Origin of the sequence: Paenibacillus terrae, from assembly GCF_000943545.1 — a bacterium.
GTDB classification, from domain to species: Bacteria; Bacillota; Bacilli; order Paenibacillales; family Paenibacillaceae; genus Paenibacillus; species Paenibacillus terrae_A.
Map to the genome: position 1 here is coordinate 128,130 of NZ_JTHP01000003.1, position 23,066 is coordinate 151,195.

Consider the following 23,066-nt stretch of genomic DNA (forward strand, 5'->3'; position numbering starts at 1 on the left):
TACTTTACGTTTCATCTTCATCCACCTCATTAATCAAATTTCTGTATGCTGCCTTCGTCTCAGATGATGCATACTGCTTATAGGACTCATACAGCTTTACACATTTAATTATATACGATTTATTATTGATTAATGTAGATTTTGCCAAACAACTTAATAAAAAAATAAAGCCAACTGAATATATCCCTTTATTTAAATAGTAATTTGCTAATTCCTTGGAAAAATGCATAAAGCGTTCTGAAATAATTTGTTTAGTGTATACGCCTACCTGACTTTGTTCATTCAAAAAAGATTGAATTTCTACTTCAAACAATTCAAGGATGTGATCTACATTTATATTATACAGATTAGCCGCCTCAACTATGTTATCTATTGCTGAAAGTACTTCATCTTCCTTTGTAGAAAAATAAGCTACATAATCAGGGAGTACACTTAAATCACCTGACATAAGCCTATTCACATAAGTATTAGCGCTTGCCCATTCCCTAAATTGATTTTTCCATTTTAGAGTCTTTTCATCTTTTTCTTCTACCCAACTTAAATCAGCGTATTTTTGGATATGCTTAAAGCTCGTTGCATAGTCTTTTTTAGCATCACAGACTTCTGCTTGAATTAAATGAGCAAATGCCCAGTACACAAATAGAGGGTAAACCGGCTTTTTTGTATTTTCTTTCTGTGTTTTTTGCTGCTGAAGTTCCAACTTGTATTGAATCTCTGCTTTAATCCCCAAAGCTTTAGCCATTTCGTCAACCTTGTCCCATTCACGCAAAGAACGGTACACATTCCCCAAATCTTTCAGAGCATCAAGTTGTACTACTTCGTCCAACCGTTCGACAAAAGATTCAAAACGTGTAGCTGCCTTGAGATTTCGGTTTTGATCGTCTCCAACCTGAATCATAAACAAACGATACTGACAGGTGGCTAGACGTTCGGAGTGTTGCTGCTTCTCACCCTCAGCGATATTCTCGTATAGGTAAGCCGCTGCTTCCTGATAACCTTCTTCATAACAATCCTCAGCTAATTCAAAGAGATAATGGAGATAGTTCGGTTTATCCAGTAGTATACTTACTACTTTTTGCAAACAGTCTACGCGCCGAAACTGCACACAGCGATACAAGAACGGACTAATTCTTTTCCAGTTCAGCGGTTCTTCCATAATGCACTCTTCAATGTAACGTTCATAAAAATAATCCGGTGGTAAATCCATTCCTAATGTGATGCGATCCAATTGGTGCATCGAAATGGTACGATTGCCCGTCACAATGCTACTAACTGTACCTACATTCAAATCAATAATGCGACCAAACTTGGTCATACTCAATCCTTTCCGTCTCAGGTAGGTTTGAATTTCTGTGCGTATCGTGGGTGTGATTTTCATGGATAAGCCACCCTTTCAGCATAAAATCGTCATATTATGCATAGTAAAATAAATTATGTAATTGAGAAACAAGTAGTAAAATAGGTTTGTTTTATTGCTCATGATTGTACCATCTTTTGGAACAAAATCATATACCTCTCAGATATTTACTTAAGATACCTTTTCAGATAGTTTTCAAAGATTTCTTGATTAAGGGTATCATCATGTAGCCAAGCGATTTGTTCTATACTTGATAATCTATAGTAGAAAATAGCGGTACTACTCAAACCATACAAAGTTACCTGATTGAACATTGATACTCATTTTCCTTTGTAATTTATCTATAGATTCACCTTAAAATTGATGTGTGGAGCAGTTGAACAACCGTCCACAATTTGTGTAAGCTATTGAGTCAAAAAATAGGCTAAGTCGGGGAGTGGAAGTGCTATGCCATTATTTGTGGAAAATGAATGTTAATTTGATTTTAAATACCCCCCCGTTCCGGAAAATTTTCCGTATCGGTAAAGATGTAACCATGTCATTACAATAATCGAATAGCTGAATCGTTCGCTTATAAAATAACTTCAGTGTGTAGCTGGATGTGCTAGGGGCAATTCTGGAAATTAAATAGGCGTTTTAGGTGTAAATACACCCCCCTCATTTAATTATTCACCAACATATGGATGTTAATAACAAAGAACCCAGACATAATCATCTAGGCTGTAACAGTGTACGTAGTGTACACATGTTTATTATTTTATCCTACTTGTTGCTGCTGTTCATATTCTTTAACTCTACGGTAGAACGTGTTAGGCTTCATATCTACACGTTTCATTGCTTCAACTGCTGTTATGCTGCCTTCCTTCCATTCCTCATATACCATAATGAAGTCATCACTTATTGCCTGTTTAGGACGACCAAACACAACGCCATTATTCTTAGCTGCTGCTATGCCTTCAGTCTGTCTGCCGTTGATCTTCTCACGTTCACGTTCAGCCATGTAGCTAAGCAGTTCAAGTACAATACTGGATATAACTTTCTCTAAGCCATTATGATATTGTCTAGTATCAAGGATAGGCATATCCAGAATAACAATGTGAGCGCCTATCTCGTGCGTTATGTCTTGCCATTCACGTTTGATTTCTTCTGCATTCCGTCCAAGTCTGTCCAGTTCCTTGATGAACAGGATATCACCTCGCCTAATTACACTCTTCAATGCCTGATATTGTGGTCTGTCAAAATTCTTGCCGCTTTTCTTATCAATAAAGTAATCACGTTCCATGATGCCTAAGTCTTGCATTGCTTCCAATTGCCTAGCTTCATTCTGATCTTTCGTTGATACTCTTATGTAACCATAGTGTCTAATCTCACTCATATGGATCATCCTTTGCTATGTCATTGATTATATTATAGCAAAAATATGTCAAAATGTATATCTATATATATGAAATGTTTCAAAATATTTTATATACTATTTGACATGTATCATAACCACTTATGACATACACCAGACTACTATTGCAAAAGGTATACTTTATGACATAGAGTTAAAGTCTTTCTGCTGGATCAATTCACCATGTCTGAAATAACCATCTTGAATTTCAAGACAGTATTAACCAAGTTGGTTAGCACTGATATGGATAGTTGGACACAGCGTCCAACCCAATGTGCAACTTAGAAAATATCGAACTCGATATGTGTATTAGGTTGACGCTGTGTCAACCATTATAAGGGTATGCCCAATTCTGGACATACTATAGAGGATAACCTATATCGACACCCATATCGAAATTCAATCGTAATATTTGACCATATACTCATAAATACTATATTCCATATAGCTTTTTGAGTCATCGTGGTTCGAATTTGTCTGAGAATATATTTACATCGTGCTGCATCGAGAAAACAACTAAAACATAGATAAATAAAGGGATTTGTTAAGAATTGCTTTGCATCGTGGTTTCAATCGTAGGTATCGAGAAATAATGTGTAAAAAAGCTTGATGCATCAAAGGATATTTAAGTTTTTACAGATTAAATTGTTTAAAATATAAAATCGGAAAACCCTCTATTTATCTATGTTTTTGAAAACAGCAAACACGTATCGTAATCGTAACAAAAATCGCGGAGTGGAAGACATATTTTCATGTTTTTTCACTCTATCAAGTTGGTTCTATATAAATAGAAGAAACCCAACTTTATCTCACACAGCTCACGCACAGTCATTTCATCCACTGTTTTCTGTTCACCAGTCGATGGGACAGTGTGTTCTTGATTAACAAACTCCAGACGATCAATCGATTCAGGTAATGATAGCATCTCAAATATTTTGCCCATTGGCAAATCGTACGACGTCGGATGGTTTCCAAACTGTTCGTAGACTTATAAACTTTCAATCCTGCTCCTCAGCCATTAATGTCCAACTTTCACATTTAATTTCATCCGATTTGCTGCCTACACAGTAACACCTTTAATTGATATTACCTTTTCACCAAATTTCATTTCATCTTTCCTTTGAGTCTTTATACGCCTCTACAAGCTCTTCAATATACACCTTGCGATGATTATTCTTTATTGATAGAACCGAAAGGTCAAAGTGAGACATTTTAGCTAAGTACTCCTCTGGTAAGTTCTCGCAGACTTCATCTAGTACTTCATCAAGAATCTTATCAAAGTCATACTTTTCATCGTGGCGGTTGTCATGGAACCATGTTCTATAATAGTCCTCGTAAAGCTGTCTATCTTTTATGTCAAACGGCACACTTCCCATTAGATCATATGCAGAGTAGCCTTCAGAGTACTTTCCGTTTCGAGTATCCTCGTCGGATTTCCATTTAATTTTGTCATGATATCTCTCTTTAAGCTCATCCAATCTTGAATCATCATTCCAGTACAAACACAAAACATAACCACTTGAGGGTGTCTGAGGTTCATCGACTACTTTGGCCCAATAGAATCCATTATGCCTTATTTCTGTTTCAGCTATCTGAGTCAGTGAGCCTCTATCGTTTGAGAAGAATAGATACTTTCCATGCGTTGCTTCATTGATATTCTTGTCTTTATAACTGCCAGAATAAATGTGCTGCCATCTACCATATTGCTTATATTTCAGCACCCTCGTCGCTTCCTTTGCGATAAAATGTATGATTTATATCAAAGACAATGACTTAAGAAACCTATTTCTTTCTTTTTCGGCCTCCACCATCAAGTCCATCTTTTCCTTATCTTCCGACTCACCTTCGGAATTTATATAATTGTTTCTTGCTATAAGATAGGCACAGTTACTATTGATCACACCTTCTTGCTGGTTTTTAGTTAATTTACTCAAGTCAATTATTAATGATACCTCGGCCTTAATCTCTTTAACTTCTTCTGTTCTACTGTAATAAGCACGATGATTTCCTTCGCCATCAACAATTAAATCGCCATTGGGTAGTTTCCACAACAAAATTGTTTGCGGGTTTATATCCGTCCAACCATCGTCCTTTACACTTTTACGCAATCGTTCCAATTTTCTATCGTCGATAGGTCTTGAGAGGGCTACTATCTTCTTTGGTTCAACTTTTTGAATTCCTAAATCCACCTTATAATATTTTTGTTCTTTGCTCTCGGTAATCTTTTTTTGGATTTTCTGAGTGCTCTTCCATTTAATTTCTTTCATTATGTAAGTCCCCCCAAATGAAATATTTGTTTCATTCAATTAACTCCAACTTGACTAGAACTTCTTTTAATTGCTCAGGATACACCAACCTAACTGCTCCGTTCTTCTGAACCCATAACCTTACTATTCCCAAGGCATCAAGCGCTTCCGCTAATTCATCAACTCGCTTATGTATTCTGGGTATGTCGGGATTAGCCATAAACAAAATGCTGCTGTTATACTTACTTTGATATTTCTTCATAAGATAATGTACTTGTTGACTAACATGAGTAGTTAACTGCCCATGCTCGAATACAAATTCATGTTGATTGTTTACCATAGAGCCTTTAGACTCAATAATCAATGTCTGGCCCATCTTCAGCCCAAGCACATCTATTCCAGTCTCTTTATCAACTAGAACGTTTTTCACTTCTACTCCTCTTTGAAAGAGATATTCTGCAACTGCCAAATTAACTTCATTTTCGTTCATAAAAAATGGATCGGTTGATTTACTGATTGGAATTTTTCTCATGGATCTTCTCCTCTCTTTTAAAAGTCATATTTTACTACATTGGATCATAAAAATTTCTTATCTTGAGACATTTTTCTTCTGCTTCATTCAAAAACTTTCTAATTTTATATTGTTCGGAACTATCTATAACTAACTCAGCACTACCAATTAGCTTTTCGATTTCAATAACTAATTTCAACACTTCTTTCATCTTGCCGTTTGGTTTCATTCATATAGAATCCTTTCTTTATAAATCTACATTTCACATTCAATTAAACCTTAATTGAATAGTCTTCTATATTATCTAAATCAATGACAACATGGCTTGGATACTTGTCAGATAAATATTCTGAGAAAGAACCTTTGTTCACATCCTTTTCTAGCCAATTGATGTATTCAGATTTAACAACTATTTTATCAATATCACTAATAAGCTCTACGTCATCCCACTGATCAATTGTTCTTTTCAGTATGAATCTCATCATTTTTATATCCCCTCCCCTGATAAATCTCACATTTTACAAAGTTTCATTAAGACTATTTCTCCAATTCTGATTTGCCAATCTCTTTCTCTAACAAAACATTTCTGCCATTTTCGGAATAAAGATATCCATTTTTTTGTAGTGTTCTGCTAATAACCTCTAAAAAAGGGTTCGTTTTTTTAACTACAGCCAATATTAGTGTGGCTTTTGTATAATCACTCACCACTAAACTACTTACCTGTTCAATTAAGGAATTTAACATTCCTTTTCGACGATAATCTTTCCTAAAGCAAAATGAAATTTCTGCGATTTCTGCTTGTTCCTCATAAAACATTTCGTCTTCTTCACATACTATCCATAAAAGACCAGCAATCTCACCATTAATTTTCAAATACCACCAATCTGCCCCCATTTGGTCATTTTCATCAGCATCAATGTTAAAAATACCATCTTCTACATCTTCCAATATACTTTTTATCTCTCCAGACCACGTTGGATTATCTATTTTTTCAATATCTATGTCATTCACCCTCCATATAAGCGTATCTACTTAAGTTTGACATTTATTTTGCCATAAAAGATTCGGTTTACATAGAGTTTTCGTTTGACTTATTCCGTGTTCGTCTTAATATTTCCCGTTTGATTTTATTGCGATATTCCTCATGTTCCCATTCACTTAAGTTCTTTTTGAAACCACAATGTTCACATTCTAGTGTATTAATATGATAGGAGTGTCTATTGTCTATAAGATATCCATTGCAATGAATACATACCGCGTCTATTCTGTTTGAAATGCTGTATTTTCCATAATAACTAAACCATTCCCATTCCCAACGGATTCCTTCAATGATATCACTTTTGTAATTCAGAAAATCAGGGCTACTATTTTTATTAAAAGAATTTGATATCGGATTAATAAGTTTGAAGTAGATTATGAGAATTAACAGTAACATCCAAACAGGGACACCAAAGGTCAAAACTGAGTGAAACAATGATATGACCCATTTCCAAACCGTTATAGAAGCACTCATAAAGGATTCCGATTTTATGTAGGCTACTATAAGAGCACTAATTGTTGAGCTGATAACACCGGAAGAAACAGCAATTCCGATTGGATGCTTAAATATCTTCTTGAAAATCTTCTTCAATTAAACTCCCCATTCCCACTTAAACTCACATCACTGAATTACTCGTCAATCTTCGCCTCTCTTGATGAAAGACTAATTTGATTTACAAAATATGAAATCAAAAATGCTTAACCATGCATTCGTGACCCTTGTACTCAAGTTGATTTCTCATCGTTCCCTCTTCTTCAGAGGCATGCAAAGAACCGACAATGATAATTCCCCACTCACATCTATTCTCTTCAACATAAGCAAAGATTGTGCTTGCAAACTTAATATCTCTTTCTATAGTCGGAAGATCCGAGCACTCGCTCTTTTTTAAATTTCGACTCAGTTCTTCAATAAAGTTAAACTTCGCATCGTTGTTACAATGCATTTTCAAAGTCTGAAGTCTCAGTTTTGCAAAATTGTCAACAGCTTCTTGATCCACGACTCTCGAATCGTCAAGCCATAGAACATTTACATTATCAAAGATACCTTTGTGGCTATCTCCTTCATAAGCCAATGTTTTTGAGATAGATTCAATTTGTTTTTGATTTAAATCTGGCCACTCCTTTTCTAATAATTGTGAAAGATATGGCCTTTGAGCAGCTACCTTTGTATATACCTCTTCGTCCCATTCTGAAGCAATAAAGTCGGGCTTAGTTTGGTTTTCAGCTTTAATCTCGTGTAGCCATTGAATTAGCCCTGTCCTTGAAACAGGGTCATTGTGGTTGATCCCAGCAATATACAACTTCATATAGACATCTCCTATAAAAGAATTTTTTTATCAATCATTTAACATATCTATTAAATAACAAATCAATTATTTCCATATAAAATGCAAATATCACTGATAGAAGTGCTAGCCCCATACCCCACGTTAAAATAAGTACAACAAAAAATAAAAAAGAGAGATCCAAATTAAAATTCTTCGGAGTTGATGCATAAACCATACCGCCGATAATTAGTAATGAGAATACTATTAAAAGTGTTGTCAGTAGAAATAGAATAGAAAGTTGAAAAAGATCTAAATTTAATATTTTTCCTATCGAAAGATTTGTGTAAAAGAAAGCCCCAGATACACCCGATACAGTAAACAAACTACTCACGATTCCAAGTTTATTCGACGAAGTCCCGTTAGAAAATTCTGTCCATAATTCTTTGAAAAATCTTGCTTTTTTTGTTTCCACATTCATATGTTAATTCTCTTTTCTTTAATTTTAAGAATCTAAATTTCGATTTACTCCATTGAGTTTTAAAATTAAATAATCAAAAAACAAAATACATCTCAAAGCATTCATTTTATACCCATATTTAGTATCCGCTCCATGCAAGATAGCATGTCTACTTAAAGGTGACTTAATTATCTGACCATGTTTAAATGAATCCAACACACAATCTATATAAAAAAGTTTAACCGCATCATCTAATGAAAAACTACCTGTATCTTTTAGAACTTCCTCACCTAATCTTTTCATTTCCTTTTGAGAGACATAACCTGTAACATTGCCCCTTTCTATAATTATCCCTTCAATTTGCGGTAATAATGTTGAGATTGCACTGTGATATCTGCCTTCGAGATAATTAGTAATTGATTCATCTAATATTGCTATCCTTTTGTCTAACCAACCTATTGTTTTCCAATTTTCATAATAAGACTTAATTTTCGAGTCAAAATAGTTATTAAGTATTAGTTGATATATTTTTTCTTCCACCTCTTCTTCGCCATTTGCGATATAAAATTCATAAATCCCTTTAAAATCTTTATAATCCATATCATGATGAGGGGGGAAATTCAGTTTTATCATTAGCTTCTTATATTGTTCAAAATCTTTAGAGGCCTTTTTTAAAAGCTTAGGTAATGTTCCAAAAGATCTTTGGATAATATCCTGTTGCTGATTTAAATAATCTGCAATAGGTTTCATATTTCTCAGCAACTGTAAATGTTGCTCTTGCAAATCTCTAAACGGACTCTCCATTAAACTCTTAAACTCTCTTTGTTGTTTCATCATTTTTCTCATTGAAATATTTAATACATTCTCTAGCGCTTGTTGCTGCCTTTTCCATTCTCTAACTGGGTTTTTAAACGCTTGACGTATTACTGCTTGCTGCCTTCTAAATTCCTTATACGGATCATTTTGATCCCAGTTCAATTCGTTCACTCCTTATGATTTACTTCAAAAGTCTTCAGTATCTAGTTACCTGAAGCGATAAGCTTTTCAGCCTTGCGATCCTTTTTAATCACTTTACTGTTATTCCTATAGTTGTCCCATGAATCCAGACTCAAGTAAGGCTCTGCTTCGATAATATCTTTTACTTTGCTGTGCTGTTGTTCTTTGAATAGCTCAATCATTTCAATTAAATCATTGCGATCCAGCAGCTTCACTCCATTAAAACTGGCCAACTGTTCACACGAGATTGTGTATTTGCTTGAAGTAATGACAATGGACTTCTTAGCTCTGTAATATCGCATAGAGCTATACACTTCCTGAACTGCGCTCAAACCAACAGGATTGCTTATTGCATACCGTTTAGCCTGAATGACATTGCGGTAGCCTTCTCTATCCGTAAATACCAAATCTGTTCCAAAATCTCTACTGTCTTGTGTTTTAATCGCATCACTATAGCCTAAACACAGGAACAGCTTGCACAAATAAATTTCAAAATCCTTGCCATCTTCCATACGATCTATTTCGTTAATGCCGATTTTGTAAGGATCAATATCCTGCGTTACTTTATATGGTTCCTGAACTCTAGGCTTCTTAAATAAGCGTAGCAGCACCAAAGCAATCAATACAGCAACGACACACGCTATCACAAATATAGACAAAAATGCTCCTCCTTAGCTGCTCTGACTCTTTTTCATACGACCTTATAATACAACAGATAGGGACAATTTCCCATATATTTTGGATAATCATAGTAGATACATCGGTATAATTATTTACTGTTTCCTAATTCATTGCAAGCAATAAAAGAACTTCATTAAATCTTTCACTTTCATTTTTCACCATTTAATTTCCAGTTCTTTTGCATCAAAAACATAGTATATATGGACTATAATTCCTTTTTCATGTTGACTATAAGTATATAAAATAAATATACTAGCTGTATATTGAAAAAGGAGGAAAAAAATGAAGAAATTAGTAGCAAAATTTTCAAGCCTGCTTTTAGTTGGATTAATGTTACTCCCTACAGGTGTACACGCCTCATCTAGTAATGATTCTGTATCAGCAAAACCAGCAGTTGAAGGTGAAATTGTACAGGCTTATCGTGTAACTGACAATGGGTTAGTTGAACTCAGCCAAGATGAGCTACAAGCTTATAAAGCTCAGGAAGAAGAGGCAAACAGGAGCGCACAATTAGAATTAGACAAAGATTCTAGCCAAAAAAATTCACAAAATAACGGCGCTATTACACCAAATGCAATTAACGAATACTACTGGCGATATGAACAATCCACATTCAAATCTGCTGTACCTATGGATTCTCTTAGAAAACGTGTTTCCCCATATGTATATAACCGCACTCAAGATAATGCTACAAGAGCAATTTCCTCTTCTACAAGTCAGACATGGCAAGCCAATATTAATCTTTCGTATGAGCACAAAAATGCTGTTACAGGAACTTTAGGAGGTGGCTGGTCTAAAACCACTACTTTTAATGATACAACAACCACTACTATAAGACCTAATTATATGAGTTGGGCTGAATTTACGCCTATTATGGATAAATCTTTCGGTTATTTGAAAGAATATTATTCATTGAATGGTTCAGTAAGAACAAATAATTACACTGAGATATATATTGCCAGAAAAGTTAATGATCAAACAGATGGTATCTTAACTGTTAAAACTGCCCCTATTAATTAACCTAAAGGAGGTAGCCCACAGAGGGATGCCTCCTTTTCTTATTGTTTCCCTATATAGTTCATAATAAGTATAGCGGTTATTTTTCCTTATCAATTTCACCTTTAATAATGTATATAACTCCAATTATTAAAGATACTATACTTAATATAAGTAAAATATCATAATCCCCCAATCGAACCAATGCCCTTTTAAGAGGTACATCTGCGTAGTTTACTACACCACTTGTTACAATAAAATATCTAGAGACAAACAATATCGTTGCTATAAAACAAAATGAGACTCCAGCCGCTCTTCTATTCATTAATTCAGCTCCTTTAGTGGTATTGTAAAAATATCTATTTATGTTTAATTATACATCATCATTTTTTTATCAGCAACGAACTATAATATTGCTAACAAAAAAGCACCTATCCCTAGGCGCTTATATTCATATCAAAGGGGGGGCTAAATTTGACGCTCCCTGAACTATATACACATTCCCTCTTGTTTCAGCTTCTTCTTCATGCGTCGAATCACAGTGAGTTGCTTCCTAATCTCCAGCCTTCTCTCAAGCTCTATATCCTTCCCTGCTGCCTCTTTAACCAACTGCCTATACATTAAGTCAAGCCAGTCCATGTCCATGTTACATAGCCTTTCCGTTGGCCTGAACCAGCAGCTTGAGATTGATCCATTCATTATTCCACGTTTTCACATACAGTCTTCCTTTAATTAACCGTCCAGCTTTGTACATGTCGATTGCTCCTTTATTTTTTGAATGATAGCTATATGAAAATTAGTATTATTTAATCAATGATTCAAACCTCATTCATTCGTACCCTACCGTTCCCATTAACCAGACACCAAATAATTTTATATCAATAGATTAATCAGTGTTTTGAGTAATAGAAGTCAAATTAACATTAACCTCAACCAACAAAAAATCAGAAGCCAAGAGTTGGATAAGCGCCAGCGCAGACATGCTCTAAATACTGTATATACACATCTAAAGATATAAAGATCTAAGAACTACTAACTAGACCTCAAATCGTGCAGCATGAATTGAGGTAGACTCTTGCATAAATTGAGGGTGAACATTGCACGATTTGAGGTAAGATGTTGCATGAATTGCGGTTAGGTAAAATAGGCTGATTTATCAATAATCTGAGCTATTGTAATGTGCCTTTGCTTCCAGAACACTTACCTCATCGAATACACGATACATTGCGCCTATCACACTTTTAATCTCTTTCTCGTAGAAATTCAACCTTTCCATTGCCATGATTGCATAGCCCATAGCAACATTGTTTGACCATTCATGGAAACCGAATATAGATGTTTGTTCATAACCAGCCTTGTATGCTTCAGCTAATCGTTTCTCTATATCATCCAGCAGATTAATTTGAGCAGCGTTGACACCATTAGGAAAGTAACGACGTTCAATCTCTATACGCTGTGACATTGGAAATGGTACTTGTGTCATGCAAATATCCTCCTTTTTTATTGTTAATACGTTGTTAGGTGATTAATATGTTGAATGGTTTGTGTATTTACCAGCCATTTGTACGGTTAGGCGAACAATGCAATTTTCGTCATAGAAGAATACTTGCCCTGCTCTACGTAGGTATTATAAATGCGTTCAGGATCATCACATGTGAAACGTTCCATCTTCCAGTCATGCGCTGGTTCTTGGAACAACTTTTCGAATGCGGCTTTCTTATCACGATAGTAATCATGTACGAAAGTGAATTTATCAGTATAGCTATGTGCGTTCACATCTTCTTTCCACATTTTCACGATCAAGGAAAAAGGCGAATCTTCATACAACATCCGATTAGCAAACTCGTTCATACGTGAAACAGACTTAAGGTGGAATCTCATCAGGTCGATAAGGATAACGGCTGTAGGCTTGATTTCAAATTCGATCAGCAGTTGTTCAAATACAGCGTTCATGGCAGACACCTCTTTGTTGTTAGTGGTGGATTGAGTTGGTTGCAGTTTTCTCAGTGCGATTGTCATATATGTATCTTCCCCATTCGGTTTATAATTGTGTCATGTGACACATTAGCAGCCACAAGCCATATTCATAGCTTCATCCTCAGCACGCTCAATCGCCTGAATAAAAGGCATCAAAGGTTCATCATGTTTGTACTGGATAATCTTCTCAGCATTACCTCCAGCGTCACGCCATTCCCAATATGCGATGATATCAATGGATTGTAGGAAATACATAGTCAGAGCTTCCACGGGATTTACACTGTACAATTGCATAAAGTGTTCATCTGTCAGTTGATCATGCTGGAGGTATTCATCTTTCATTTGATGGAGTAAAAGAAATCTACTTTCACGATTAACATTGACGATACGACTTACATATTCATTGCGGCGTTCAACTGTGTTCAAGATGATTTGCATGTCATTACGGATACGCCAAGCTTCAGGGGAAATATCGAGCATATTGATTAGGGCATTGATGGACAAGTTAGAATTGTACGGTGCTGGCGCAATAATACGAGTCCAATTGTCATCATTACCTTGCTCAAACACTTGAATTGCGTCTGAGACATTCAGACCAATAGTTTGCCATTTGCGATTTAAAGCGTCTGTTATGTGGTAATATTGTAGCTCTTTTTCAGCAGCTTCTTCTTCTGATTCCCATACTTGATTCATGCGTACAATGTCGATGATGGTTATCTCATTAACTTTTTTGGACATTGGGTATCTTCCTCCTCAGGAAATTGGTAAAATGACACTAGCGAGTGCCAAAGAAAGTACTTTAAACTCCCTTGCAAAATAACACTATACGCACAGGCGGTTAATTTGCACAAATCAATCATAACCGCTTGTACGTATTTTTTCAATAGATTTTTATCTGGAGGATGTCCATTTAATGAGATTAACAATAAAATTGAAAGAAGTAATGAAAGAAAAAGGAATTACCCAATTGGAATTGGCTAAGAAAGCAAATGTGCGACAAGCTGCAATATCCGAGCTATGTAGAAATGCTCGTGAAGAAGTTAATTTAGCAATGCTGACTAGGATAGCAAAAGCATTAAATATTAATGATATATCTGTATTGTTGCAGTTCGAGGAAACAGAAGAATAAATCTACATTCCACTAAATTTAACTACATAGACACAGCAAAGAGCCTAGACATGTTTAGTCATCTAGGCTTATTTGTTGCATATCATAGTCATTATGATATTGGTATTTTAAAGCTGGATTTTGGCTCTAAAGGAACAAACGTTGATAGTTTAAAATCTACATTTCAGCCAAATATCTAATGAATTATACAAGTTCAATTTTTAGAACGTCTGATGCAGGTACTTCCCTACCTTCACCATCAAAACATGTATTGGAGTATACAGAAAACTTTTCATTGTGAATTACTTTGTAAAGATAAAATAAAATTGGTTCTATGACATGGTAATCGGTATCGTTTGATCTAAAATGTACTATACAGGGAACAGTACTTTGTGAATAAATTTTAAGAAGATCTACTTTATATCTTGATTCAAATGCATGACAAATATCTTCGATTATTTCCGGTGATTTAAGGTAATCATGATTTCTTATCTCGCTTGCTCTAAAAGCAACTTCCTTAATCAACATAGCATATGGTCCCCAATGCACTGAATTAGATGTTTTAAGTTTGTACAGGTAACCAGAGTGCCCGATATTAGAAATTGTGTTTTTAAAGTCGTTCCAGTTGGTCTCCGAGATGGAGCCTTTAGCCAACGAATATAAGAACTCCCATAAATGTTCTATTTGACCCCCCAATGGTTTTATAGCTCCCTTGAATTTTTCATTCAAAGGCATTCTTGTTAGATGAAACCAGTGTATCTCTGTAATTTCCCTTCTATCACTAAATTTTTCATTGAATATCTTATATAAACATCTGTCCCCAGTTTGCTCGTAGTTATTTTTTTTATAGTATTCATCCATATCAAAATCACGCAAAGTCTTATGAATCTCTTCTGACGAGACATTATAATATTCAGATATGGTTTCTAATGAGGACTCAAATGAATTACAATTAATAATCATTATTTTTTCACTACCCTTCTTAATTAAACTTGCATTTTATCATTGATTTTGCAAAACATAGGCGAGGACAATATAGTCTCTGTCTTCTTCGTCATTGTGTAAGAATTCCCACAGTAGATTAAACATAGTTCTTACTGCAAACATATTAGTGACCTCTGGAGGGACGGCACTGCCTATAATGTACAATCCATCCCTATAAAACTGTGGTAAATGACTAAGTACTAAGTTCAGATTACTCCAGTCACCTTTAATAATTTCGCTTACAGGTTTTGTTGCTGGACTGATCTCACCAGTGATATTATTTCGTTTTAGTTCAAGTGTATCAGTCATATGTACAATAACACCATTAGATACAAGTTTATTCTTTAACTGCGAAAACAATTTTTGGTGAATTCTTTGCGATAAACCGTGTAAATCCTCACCTAATTTATGAGAAACATTTCCTCCCTGGAATTCATTTGTTCCATAAAAATAACTTGTTAACAATTGTGTTGAAAAACAACAGTTCACTACTAAATCGTATTTCTTATTAAGTTTTGATAGGTCAATAACAGGTTGAATGTTAGTTGCTTTGTTAATTAATTCTTTTGCACTTTTCACTTGATTACTTATCCCCGATAAATCAATTATTTCTTTGTTGAATTTATTCTTATCACTAACCCTTGACATAAATCTATCCAGTGCACTTTCGTCAAGGTCAACAATCGTAATACTATTAAATAAAGATTCAAGCACCTCCACTGGAAGATCGTTACCGTTCCCCACTCCAAGCAAAAGCAGATTCCCATTGTTGACTCCATAGCGTTCAATGCATGTCTGAATCACTTGCCCAATAGACCTTCTATATTGAGCCCATTCTTCCCATCTATCTTTTGTATCAAAATTCATCAGAGCAAGTTGTGTAGATACCATTTATTTGTGCCTCCATGATTAAAGTGAATTTTAATTCCTGAATACTTATACTTTGTGATTGGTTAATGCCCTCATCAAAAAATCCTCTGCGTTGCGCTGCAAACAATGTCTTGTACGTATTCTTACGTCCCACTGGGGTTATGCATGTAAACTCACGCAAGAAATGCTCAAAAAAGTATTTCACTTCATTAGGAAATCTTTGTCATCTGTATCTGTATTGCTTCGTAGTATGTACGAGCGACCACAAAGCCATCTGGACAGTCTCTGAGGTCGTCTACGTAAAGGTTAATTTTATTTGCCATTATACACCTCATTCAATAAATATTTTAATCGAAACCTTGCACTTCAATTGCAATCAATCTGTCATAGTCATCTCTAAATCTGATAATCAATGTTCCAATATCATGTTCAATTGAATCCAACTTTTCCTTCGTAATAATTTCTCTTGTGATCAGTCTATCTAATGGGCCATCTTTTTTTATAAACAATTCTATAGCATCAAGACGGAATTCAGCTTTCACTATAATATAATTACTTAGATTGCTATTCGACTGAATATACTTAAGTTTTTTTAAATGGAAATTGTTTATTTGTCCAACAAGACAGTCAAATTTGCGTTTCGCTTTCTTTTTAAGAAGAAGCACATAAAGAACAGATCCCCCACATATTAAAAAAAGATATATAAAGGCTGCCCAGAGTGAGCCACTTCCAAGGACAATTCCAATTGACGGAACGATCAAAAAGACAAACACTAGTCCTTCATTCGCACTTATATTTACAGGCCCTCCACCAAATCGACCAATCATAGCCCTCTCACCCTTCAGAAAATCTTCGTGATAAACACATTTTTTATCGAATATTTTTAACTTTAATCGACTGTTGTACACCATCAACATTTAGTCTATCTCCGCTTTGTGAGGCATAAATAATTACATTTGGTCTATAAGCATAGTGGTATAAATAGTTATACTCATCTTGCTGCCAAATTTGGCCGTTTGTTAATTCAAACTTAGTATCTCCTGACCAACCCTCAAAAATATTATTTATTTGACACTCTATTACGTCATTTACTCTTTTAACAGCTATTCGATCATTCATGCCTTCAACTTCAAGATAATATACATTGTTTTCCTCTACTACTCTTGCTTTGGGACGATATGCATATTTGTATCTGTATGCATAACTCGACTGAATCCAATAGTGATTAGCCCCCAATTTAAATAGTGTTTCCCCGTTCCATCCGTAAAATGCACCATTAATATAACTATCTACAATAACATTAATCGTAATCGCCTCCTTTTTAAGCTAGCCATTTTATATGAAATTCGCTCTTGTTAGAGTGTTTTCCAATCGTCATAATATGCATCCATTGTAATTGGCATTACGAACTTATCTCCCTGAGTCTTTGATCTAATTTGTTCCTCTCTATTAACTAATAAAGATAGCAAAATAATTGCCTCACGAGAGTATTTCATCAATTCCAATGTCGCGGATTTAAAATCTATAAGATGTACTGACTGGGCAAGGGTATCTTTGAAACTGTCGGTTCTGTGAATAAACGGATCGTGGATTTTAAGGTAGCGATGTTCCAAAGCATTTCTTATTCCAGATAAAACCTCGATAGATGGGTCTAGATATTTATGTTTAACCTGCTTTTTTGCAATATCTTTACATAGCCAATAAAACCCTATTCCCGGAAAATTATAAGTATCCTGGTCAGTTATTCGCTTTTTTAAATCAATCTTAAAATCATATCCCTGCCGTCCAAATTTTTTATTCTGCCAAATTGATTTATAAGATACATCTTGTTCTTTTATCCCTATATCAAAGTAATCATTAATAAAATAAGCTATTCTATCAAATATTGAGTATAGACTCCTATATCCAAATTTTATTTTCTCAATTCCAATACCATAAATAGGATAATCCAATGTGTTATATATAAAAACTTCTTTATCTGAAAAATGCGGGGTATTATCATTAATTCCTTCATAAATCATAAATCTTGCAGATACATATTCTTGTTTTAACTGATTAAACAATCCATGATATTTAGGGCCTATATTTATGTCTGTTACAATATCGGGGAGATGGAGGCAGTCACTTGCAACCATTGATACATTGAAATAATCGTTTAATGTATTCAAAAATAAATTATTATCTAGACACCATTTTCTATAATCTTGTTCTTGCTCAGTTGTGCCTAGTGAAAATTCATCAAAAATATTCTGGCTTACCCAATCTCTTATGCGCTCAACTTCAATATTGAAGGATCTTCGTGCATGATCATCTAAATCGGGACTATCTAGAGCTTTGAGTAGTAACTGCTGTGCTTCATTAAGCAAAACTTGTTTATGTCCATCATCATAATCATATTGAGCATATGTTATTAACTTTAACCCCATATTTGCTATAGCCATTGGAAAACCTTGTGAAACTCCGAACTTTAGTTGATCAATTGACTTAATCAAACGTCCACTGCTATATAATTCATTGGCATAGTTTGTAGCGGTCATTAACAAATAGCTAGAATAATGAAGCTCATCTTCCTCTGTTGCAGAATCCCATTGTTTCTTATCATTTTTATACATATTAAAAAGCTCTAAAGATATCCTAAATAAATACAAACTTAACTCAAACTCTTCTTCATTGTTTTTCTCATCTGAATATTCCAGTAGTCCTTTATAAATTAGCCCAATTTTGTTTCCTTGAGATGTTGCTCCATGATAAGCGATTATTGCCTTCTCAAGATCATTATATTCGGATGAATTTACATGTCCAAGGCATTCTTCTACTATCGTTTCTAGTGTTTGAATATCTTGATCGTCAAACGCTTTATCTGCCCTAATAGCAATGCTAAGCACATTTGAATTCATTTACGAACTATCCTCCTCTTATATCTTTTCTAATAACAAGTCATTTTACGGCTATTTTCTCAAATCTTTTTCAGTATAATATTTAAAACCGCCACCATTTTCTAACTTCACAGTGTATCAGTAATCACGATACTCATATATCATTCCTTTTCCATCCGGTGTAATAACAACTTCCCCCACCACATATCTGTTCACTATTTAACCTCCTTCGATTTTAGATCAAATGAAATAGTTATTTCAATTGATCTCATACCTTAAAAAGAGCTTACTAAAAAAATCAAATACCATTTTATCTACACTGTTTTCATTTATAAATTCAAATCCTCCGAATCTGAAAACTTCATACCCTAAAAGTCTAAGATCTCTATCAGCTTTCATCATCTCAGCATATTTCTTAGGGTTTGGTTTATTATCCTCAGAAGAATAGTGTTGTTTACCATCAATCTCGATTACGATTCGAACGTTATTTGGTAATAGCAATAAAAAGTCCATTCGTTGTCTCACTAAGCGTGTTTCATTCGGTACTATTTTAGTAACATAGGGGTCATAATGAAGATATACCTGAGGTATCAAAGCAGGTAAACTATTACCCATTCTTTCTCTAAAGTGCTTGAAATAAAATTTAAAAAAGTTTCTTTCTGGCCCTTTATCTAATGACCTAATCAAACGCTTGTACATCGCTCGTTCAACATTTATTCCTTGCTCCTCAGATTGCTTATCTCCCCACCAAGTTACTAATTCTCTCCACAATAATCCTTCCAAAATTGGCAGATCATACACTAGACAAAACTCTTGATTTTTAACTATAGCTATCTCATTGTTAATCGAATCGCTTATAACAATTTCAGGTTTAGGGCCATCTGCAGCGAATATAAGATTTTTAAATTCTCCTTTAACACCTTTAGTAGTTTTTATAATGGTGTATAATGGATAACCTGATATCTGTGAGGTCACTTGCATTTTGTATCCATCTTTAACTAAATGATAATTCAATTTTTCAATAAATTGAGGATCAACCTCGCTTCTGACACGCGGATGGACAATTTGTTCTGTGAAACGAATGAATTTTTCATCTGTAATATTATAAATCTCAAGAACATCTTCAAATAATTCTTGAAATGACCAATCATCATTTGCTATCATGTGCTGAGTTATGTCCCCAGTTGCATTAAAAAACCTCGAATCTGTTGAAGTCATGGAATCTAAATCCCATGTTCTCTTCAGAAAGTCAATTAAATTCATATCACCTTCAATGTACCCTAGCGACAATATTTCTTTCACAATGTTTTTTCTTGTTATCTGTGTGATATTAAATATTCCCCTTGGAGAGATCGTATTTAGCATTCTATTTAAATCAACAGAATTATAATCTTTTGCCACTCTCTTGGCTAAATCAATTAGAAATAATTGATCTTTACCTCTTAGTCTACGTTCTACATATTTAGACTTACCCGCAAAGGCCTCGCTTTCTTCACCATCGTCTAAGCCGTAACTAGAACAGATGTCTGGTATATCGTATGATTTCACCTCAGATGCTAGAAAAGATGCTATATGTTGAACTAACTCTATATGATTCATTTTTCACCTCGAAATCTGAATAATGATGAAATAAACCTTTAATAATAGGAACAATATACCATATATCAGCACACGTTCGAGTATAAATTTTTTGATTCCTTACACTTTACAATGACATACTCCTTAGACGCTCTCACGTTCGTTCTAAAGCTGTTATTCACGTTATGAATATGGAAGTCTCAAAATTCCAGTAACTCTCACCTGTGTTGTCTTAACGCTCTCTTTTGAGCTTATCTCATTTACTATACTCTCCTGCTGATATTCGTAATCTTTCAATCTAATTTCATAATTCATAGTTGCAGTTTTTTTCTCCATAACAAACTTTCCAAAGCCATTGTTACGAAGAATGCTATACCGTACAATCATTTTGCCCATAAACATCTGTCTCCTTTTTAATAACCTTTTAATAGATTTGTCATGTAACATATCCAACGCCTCACTCCCCCTGACCTCACCCACCACAATGCGATTGGGACGCATACGCAGGGAGGAACGAATCAGATCACGAATCGTGATTTCGCCCTTCCCCTCGGTGTTGGCATTCCGTGTTTCCATGGAAACCAGATTAGGGACAGTTACAATTTGCAGCTCTGCTGAGTCCTCAATCGTAATAATCCGTTCCGATGGCGGGATAAATTGGGATAATGCATTCAGAAAGGTCGTTTTACCAGAGCCCGTACCACCGCTTATAAAAATATTGTACTTGCTGCGTACCAGATCCTTGAGCATATTGGCGGTTTCTGTATCCAGTGCGTCCATTCGTATCAAGTCATCCATCGTCATCGGACGCTCGGGAAACTTCCGTATCGTCATCGTCGGTCCCTTGAGAGCAACTGGCGGTAGCACAATATTTACACGTGACCCGTCCTTCAATCGGGCGTCGACAATCGGTGAAGACTCATTCACAATCCGATTCACTCCGGCTACAATCGTTTGGATCAAATCCTCCAGTCGCTCACGGGATTCAAATTGATCGGGTGCCTGGATCACCTCACCCGCCCGCTCCACAAAAATTTCCCGATGACTATTAATCATAATTTCCGTAACCGTGGGGTCATCAATCAACGGCTGGAGCACATCCAGCCCACGGAAGGAATTAAAAATTTTACGGACCAGCGCATGCTTCTCTCTGGAGGTCAAACCTGCCAGCTCTGTGTCATGCAAAATTCGATTTTCAATATGCCGCACTAACTCTGCATCCCCTACCGAGGACGTGACGTCCAGGCCTCCCCGGATATCCGCTCGTAGTGCACGAAACCGTTCTTCATTCATGTTCATCGGCCCCCTTTAAGACCAAGCGGCGGGCGGCTGTGTTACAGTCTCCACATTCAGCAGCTCGCGGCACAGCTGGCGAATTTCCCGCTGATAAATCGGCGAACTAAGCAGCAGCTCACGATGCTGCATCTGCTTCCATGAAGGAATGTAGGGCAGCGCTCCGCTCAGCTCCATAAAGTCCCGAGGCAAGGTGTTAACCATCGTCCCCATATAACGGTTCACCACAAAACGGGTTTTGGTCAGCATGACTTCAAGTCCTTCAGGCTGCATGGCTTCCAGAACATCCAGCCATAGCCCGCACTTGTGCATGCTCATTAAATCGTCCGCCAGCAGCCAGATCAGCTTATGGCTGGCTTCGAGTACAGCCTGAGCCCGGTCGCCATTTTCGGATTCGCCATCTACGATTACAACATCATACTGTCCGCTCTCGGCAATCGTCCGAATCAGCTCTACCGCCTCATCAGAGGTCATGTCCATCAGTTCCTTGCGATTATCAACAGGTTGAAAGGTGTCGGCCTGGATTTCAGAACGGCGCACACAATACGAAGCAATAGATAAGGGATTTCCGTCATGCCCCGCCTTGAGGTCATATAGCAGTCTGGACAGTCCTTCCCCTTCTGCTCCATTGGAACTGCCGGAACCTGTGAACAACGAGCTTGAATCCATCGTTTCCAAATTCAAATAAAAAACCGAATAGCCCTCGTTTCCCAATTGCTTGGCTATATTAAGTGCGGCCGTTGTCTTGCCCAGACCGCCGGAAGCCGCTACCATGCCAATAATCATTCCGCTTTCCCGGCTGTTCACGCTCTGCTGCCCACTTGTTCGCTGTCTCGCCGTTTCCAAAATAAAACCCACCAGCTCAGACAAGGGCTGATATTTTAATAAAGGTTGTCCGTATTCTCTCACCTGCTCTCCCTCGTGCAGCACCAGACAAGGAATATCAGAAGCCTCCCGATCTGTCCAGAGATTCAAAAAAGCCGCTTCACCCACCACCACATCCGGCTTTTTCATCCCAGCCGTTTCCATCATGTATTGGCGAAATGCCTCTGGCTGCGAAAATGCCGTTACTCTCAGCCTCCTGGCGTACTCGCTTCCGTGCACATAATTCAGCAGCGGCTCGATATAATCCCGGCTCTCTACAGCCAGAACCACCTTTACCGGAATCATGATGCTCATCCCCTTTCCTATCACAACAACGCAAAAAAGCACCGTTCATCAAACCGTACATACATACGGTTGGTGAACGGTGCTTCCGTCACGTGCAATCTATTTATTGGTAGAATAGCACAGCGCCTATTTTAGAGCAAGCATTTTTTATGTTAGAATTTCTTCACAATCCTTATGTAGCAAAAGGCGGGCATTCAAGCCCGCCTCCATTGCCTTAATCTTAGAAGAATTTGTGGTGACGACGATGACATTCATGATGACGATGAT

At 36.1% G+C, this 23,066-nt stretch carries 26 protein-coding genes and 1 pseudogene; 2 read left to right on the forward strand and 25 right to left on the reverse strand.

Annotated elements, in window-relative coordinates; genetic code table 11:
* Nucleotides 1-4: 4 nt before the first annotated feature.
* From QD47_RS02965 to QD47_RS03020, 12 genes are all read right to left on the reverse strand, one after another.
* A complete protein-coding gene (locus QD47_RS02965; RefSeq protein ID WP_044644715.1) occupies nt 5-1,378 on the reverse strand; it encodes a helix-turn-helix domain-containing protein in 1,374 nt (457 codons plus the stop codon).
* Between the two features lie 736 nt (nt 1,379-2,114).
* Complete coding sequence (locus QD47_RS02970; protein WP_044644716.1) at nt 2,115-2,732, reverse strand: recombinase family protein; 618 nt, start codon at nt 2,730-2,732, stop codon at nt 2,115-2,117.
* 1,127 nt (nt 2,733-3,859) lie between these two features.
* Complete coding sequence (locus QD47_RS02975; protein ID WP_044644717.1) at nt 3,860-4,471, reverse strand: hypothetical protein; 612 nt, start codon at nt 4,469-4,471, stop codon at nt 3,860-3,862.
* A 33-nt stretch (nt 4,472-4,504) separates the two neighbouring features.
* On the reverse strand, nt 4,505-5,017 hold the full coding sequence (locus QD47_RS02980; protein ID WP_044644718.1) for a hypothetical protein: 513 nt from the start codon (nt 5,015-5,017) through the stop codon (nt 4,505-4,507).
* Between the two features lie 31 nt (nt 5,018-5,048).
* The gene (locus tag QD47_RS02985) at nt 5,049-5,528 is read right to left on the reverse strand and encodes a hypothetical protein (protein ID WP_044644719.1); all 480 of its coding nucleotides are present in this window, start codon (nt 5,526-5,528) and stop codon (nt 5,049-5,051) included.
* A 34-nt stretch (nt 5,529-5,562) separates the two neighbouring features.
* A complete protein-coding gene (locus QD47_RS32380) occupies nt 5,563-5,736 on the reverse strand; it encodes a hypothetical protein (protein WP_200893380.1) in 174 nt (57 codons plus the stop codon).
* Between the two features lie 43 nt (nt 5,737-5,779).
* Nucleotides 5,780-5,992: a hypothetical protein gene (locus tag QD47_RS02990; protein WP_044644720.1), complete on the reverse strand. Its 213-nt coding sequence runs from the start codon at nt 5,990-5,992 to the stop codon at nt 5,780-5,782.
* Nucleotides 5,993-6,044: 52 nt separating this feature from the next.
* Nucleotides 6,045-6,518 (reverse strand): hypothetical protein, encoded by a 474-nt coding sequence (locus QD47_RS02995; RefSeq protein ID WP_044644721.1) that lies wholly within the window; start codon nt 6,516-6,518, stop codon nt 6,045-6,047.
* A 716-nt stretch (nt 6,519-7,234) separates the two neighbouring features.
* Nucleotides 7,235-7,852 carry a hypothetical protein gene (locus QD47_RS03005; protein ID WP_235332169.1) on the reverse strand — a complete coding sequence of 206 codons (618 nt, stop codon included), beginning with the start codon at nt 7,850-7,852 and terminating at the stop codon, nt 7,235-7,237.
* A 34-nt stretch (nt 7,853-7,886) separates the two neighbouring features.
* Nucleotides 7,887-8,291, reverse strand: coding sequence for a hypothetical protein (locus tag QD47_RS03010; RefSeq protein WP_044644723.1), 405 nt, complete (start codon nt 8,289-8,291; stop codon nt 7,887-7,889).
* Nucleotides 8,292-8,315: 24 nt separating this feature from the next.
* Nucleotides 8,316-9,248: a hypothetical protein gene (locus tag QD47_RS03015; protein WP_044644724.1), complete on the reverse strand. Its 933-nt coding sequence runs from the start codon at nt 9,246-9,248 to the stop codon at nt 8,316-8,318.
* A gap of 41 nt (nt 9,249-9,289) precedes the next feature.
* Nucleotides 9,290-9,925, reverse strand: coding sequence for a restriction endonuclease (locus QD47_RS03020; protein ID WP_044644725.1), 636 nt, complete (start codon nt 9,923-9,925; stop codon nt 9,290-9,292).
* A 304-nt stretch (nt 9,926-10,229) separates the two neighbouring features.
* Between QD47_RS03020 and QD47_RS03025 the strand changes: the two genes are divergently transcribed.
* Nucleotides 10,230-10,967, forward strand: coding sequence for a hypothetical protein (locus QD47_RS03025; protein ID WP_044644726.1), 738 nt, complete (start codon nt 10,230-10,232; stop codon nt 10,965-10,967).
* A gap of 76 nt (nt 10,968-11,043) precedes the next feature.
* Here QD47_RS03025 and QD47_RS03030 read toward each other — a convergent pair whose 3' ends face one another.
* The 4 genes from QD47_RS03030 to QD47_RS32390 form a co-directional block, all read right to left on the reverse strand.
* Nucleotides 11,044-11,268, reverse strand: a complete 225-nt coding sequence (locus QD47_RS03030; protein WP_044644727.1) for a hypothetical protein — start codon at nt 11,266-11,268, stop codon at nt 11,044-11,046.
* Nucleotides 11,269-12,099: 831 nt separating this feature from the next.
* A complete protein-coding gene (locus QD47_RS32385) occupies nt 12,100-12,426 on the reverse strand; it encodes a hypothetical protein (protein ID WP_044644728.1) in 327 nt (108 codons plus the stop codon).
* An 86-nt stretch (nt 12,427-12,512) separates the two neighbouring features.
* The gene (locus QD47_RS03040) at nt 12,513-12,962 is read right to left on the reverse strand and encodes a hypothetical protein (RefSeq protein ID WP_082067096.1); all 450 of its coding nucleotides are present in this window, start codon (nt 12,960-12,962) and stop codon (nt 12,513-12,515) included.
* A 45-nt stretch (nt 12,963-13,007) separates the two neighbouring features.
* Nucleotides 13,008-13,658, reverse strand: coding sequence for a hypothetical protein (locus tag QD47_RS32390; protein ID WP_200893381.1), 651 nt, complete (start codon nt 13,656-13,658; stop codon nt 13,008-13,010).
* 175 nt (nt 13,659-13,833) lie between these two features.
* On the opposite strand from QD47_RS32390, the gene QD47_RS03050 reads away from it, so the two are divergent.
* On the forward strand, nt 13,834-14,049 hold the full coding sequence (locus QD47_RS03050) for a helix-turn-helix domain-containing protein (RefSeq protein ID WP_044644729.1): 216 nt from the start codon (nt 13,834-13,836) through the stop codon (nt 14,047-14,049).
* 183 nt (nt 14,050-14,232) lie between these two features.
* On the opposite strand, the gene QD47_RS29965 is transcribed toward QD47_RS03050, so the two are convergent.
* From QD47_RS29965 to QD47_RS03090, 9 genes and pseudogenes are all read right to left on the reverse strand, one after another.
* Complete coding sequence (locus QD47_RS29965; RefSeq protein WP_152643757.1) at nt 14,233-14,904, reverse strand: hypothetical protein; 672 nt, start codon at nt 14,902-14,904, stop codon at nt 14,233-14,235.
* A 126-nt stretch (nt 14,905-15,030) separates the two neighbouring features.
* Nucleotides 15,031-15,903: a hypothetical protein gene (locus QD47_RS03060; protein WP_044644730.1), complete on the reverse strand. Its 873-nt coding sequence runs from the start codon at nt 15,901-15,903 to the stop codon at nt 15,031-15,033.
* 188 nt (nt 15,904-16,091) lie between these two features.
* The gene (locus QD47_RS34025; RefSeq protein ID WP_412177956.1) at nt 16,092-16,217 is read right to left on the reverse strand and encodes a cyclic-phosphate processing receiver domain-containing protein; all 126 of its coding nucleotides are present in this window, start codon (nt 16,215-16,217) and stop codon (nt 16,092-16,094) included.
* A gap of 12 nt (nt 16,218-16,229) precedes the next feature.
* Nucleotides 16,230-16,799 (reverse strand): hypothetical protein, encoded by a 570-nt coding sequence (locus QD47_RS03065; protein WP_044644731.1) that lies wholly within the window; start codon nt 16,797-16,799, stop codon nt 16,230-16,232.
* Nucleotides 16,753-17,118 carry a hypothetical protein gene (locus QD47_RS03070; protein ID WP_052646712.1) on the reverse strand — a complete coding sequence of 122 codons (366 nt, stop codon included), beginning with the start codon at nt 17,116-17,118 and terminating at the stop codon, nt 16,753-16,755. The genes QD47_RS03065 and QD47_RS03070 overlap by 47 nt, the downstream gene beginning before the upstream one ends.
* Before the next feature lie 119 nt (nt 17,119-17,237).
* On the reverse strand, nt 17,238-18,779 hold the full coding sequence (locus QD47_RS03075) for an LA2681 family HEPN domain-containing protein (RefSeq protein ID WP_044644732.1): 1,542 nt from the start codon (nt 18,777-18,779) through the stop codon (nt 17,238-17,240).
* A 237-nt stretch (nt 18,780-19,016) separates the two neighbouring features.
* Nucleotides 19,017-20,357, reverse strand: a complete 1,341-nt coding sequence (locus tag QD47_RS03080) for an AbiJ-related protein (protein WP_044644733.1) — start codon at nt 20,355-20,357, stop codon at nt 19,017-19,019.
* 405 nt (nt 20,358-20,762) lie between these two features.
* Nucleotides 20,763-21,629: pseudogene (locus QD47_RS03085) on the reverse strand (CpaF family protein); the annotation flags it as partial.
* 15 nt (nt 21,630-21,644) lie between these two features.
* A complete protein-coding gene (locus QD47_RS03090) occupies nt 21,645-22,799 on the reverse strand; it encodes a nucleotide-binding protein (RefSeq protein ID WP_044644734.1) in 1,155 nt (384 codons plus the stop codon).
* Between the last annotated feature and the right edge of the window lie 267 nt (nt 22,800-23,066).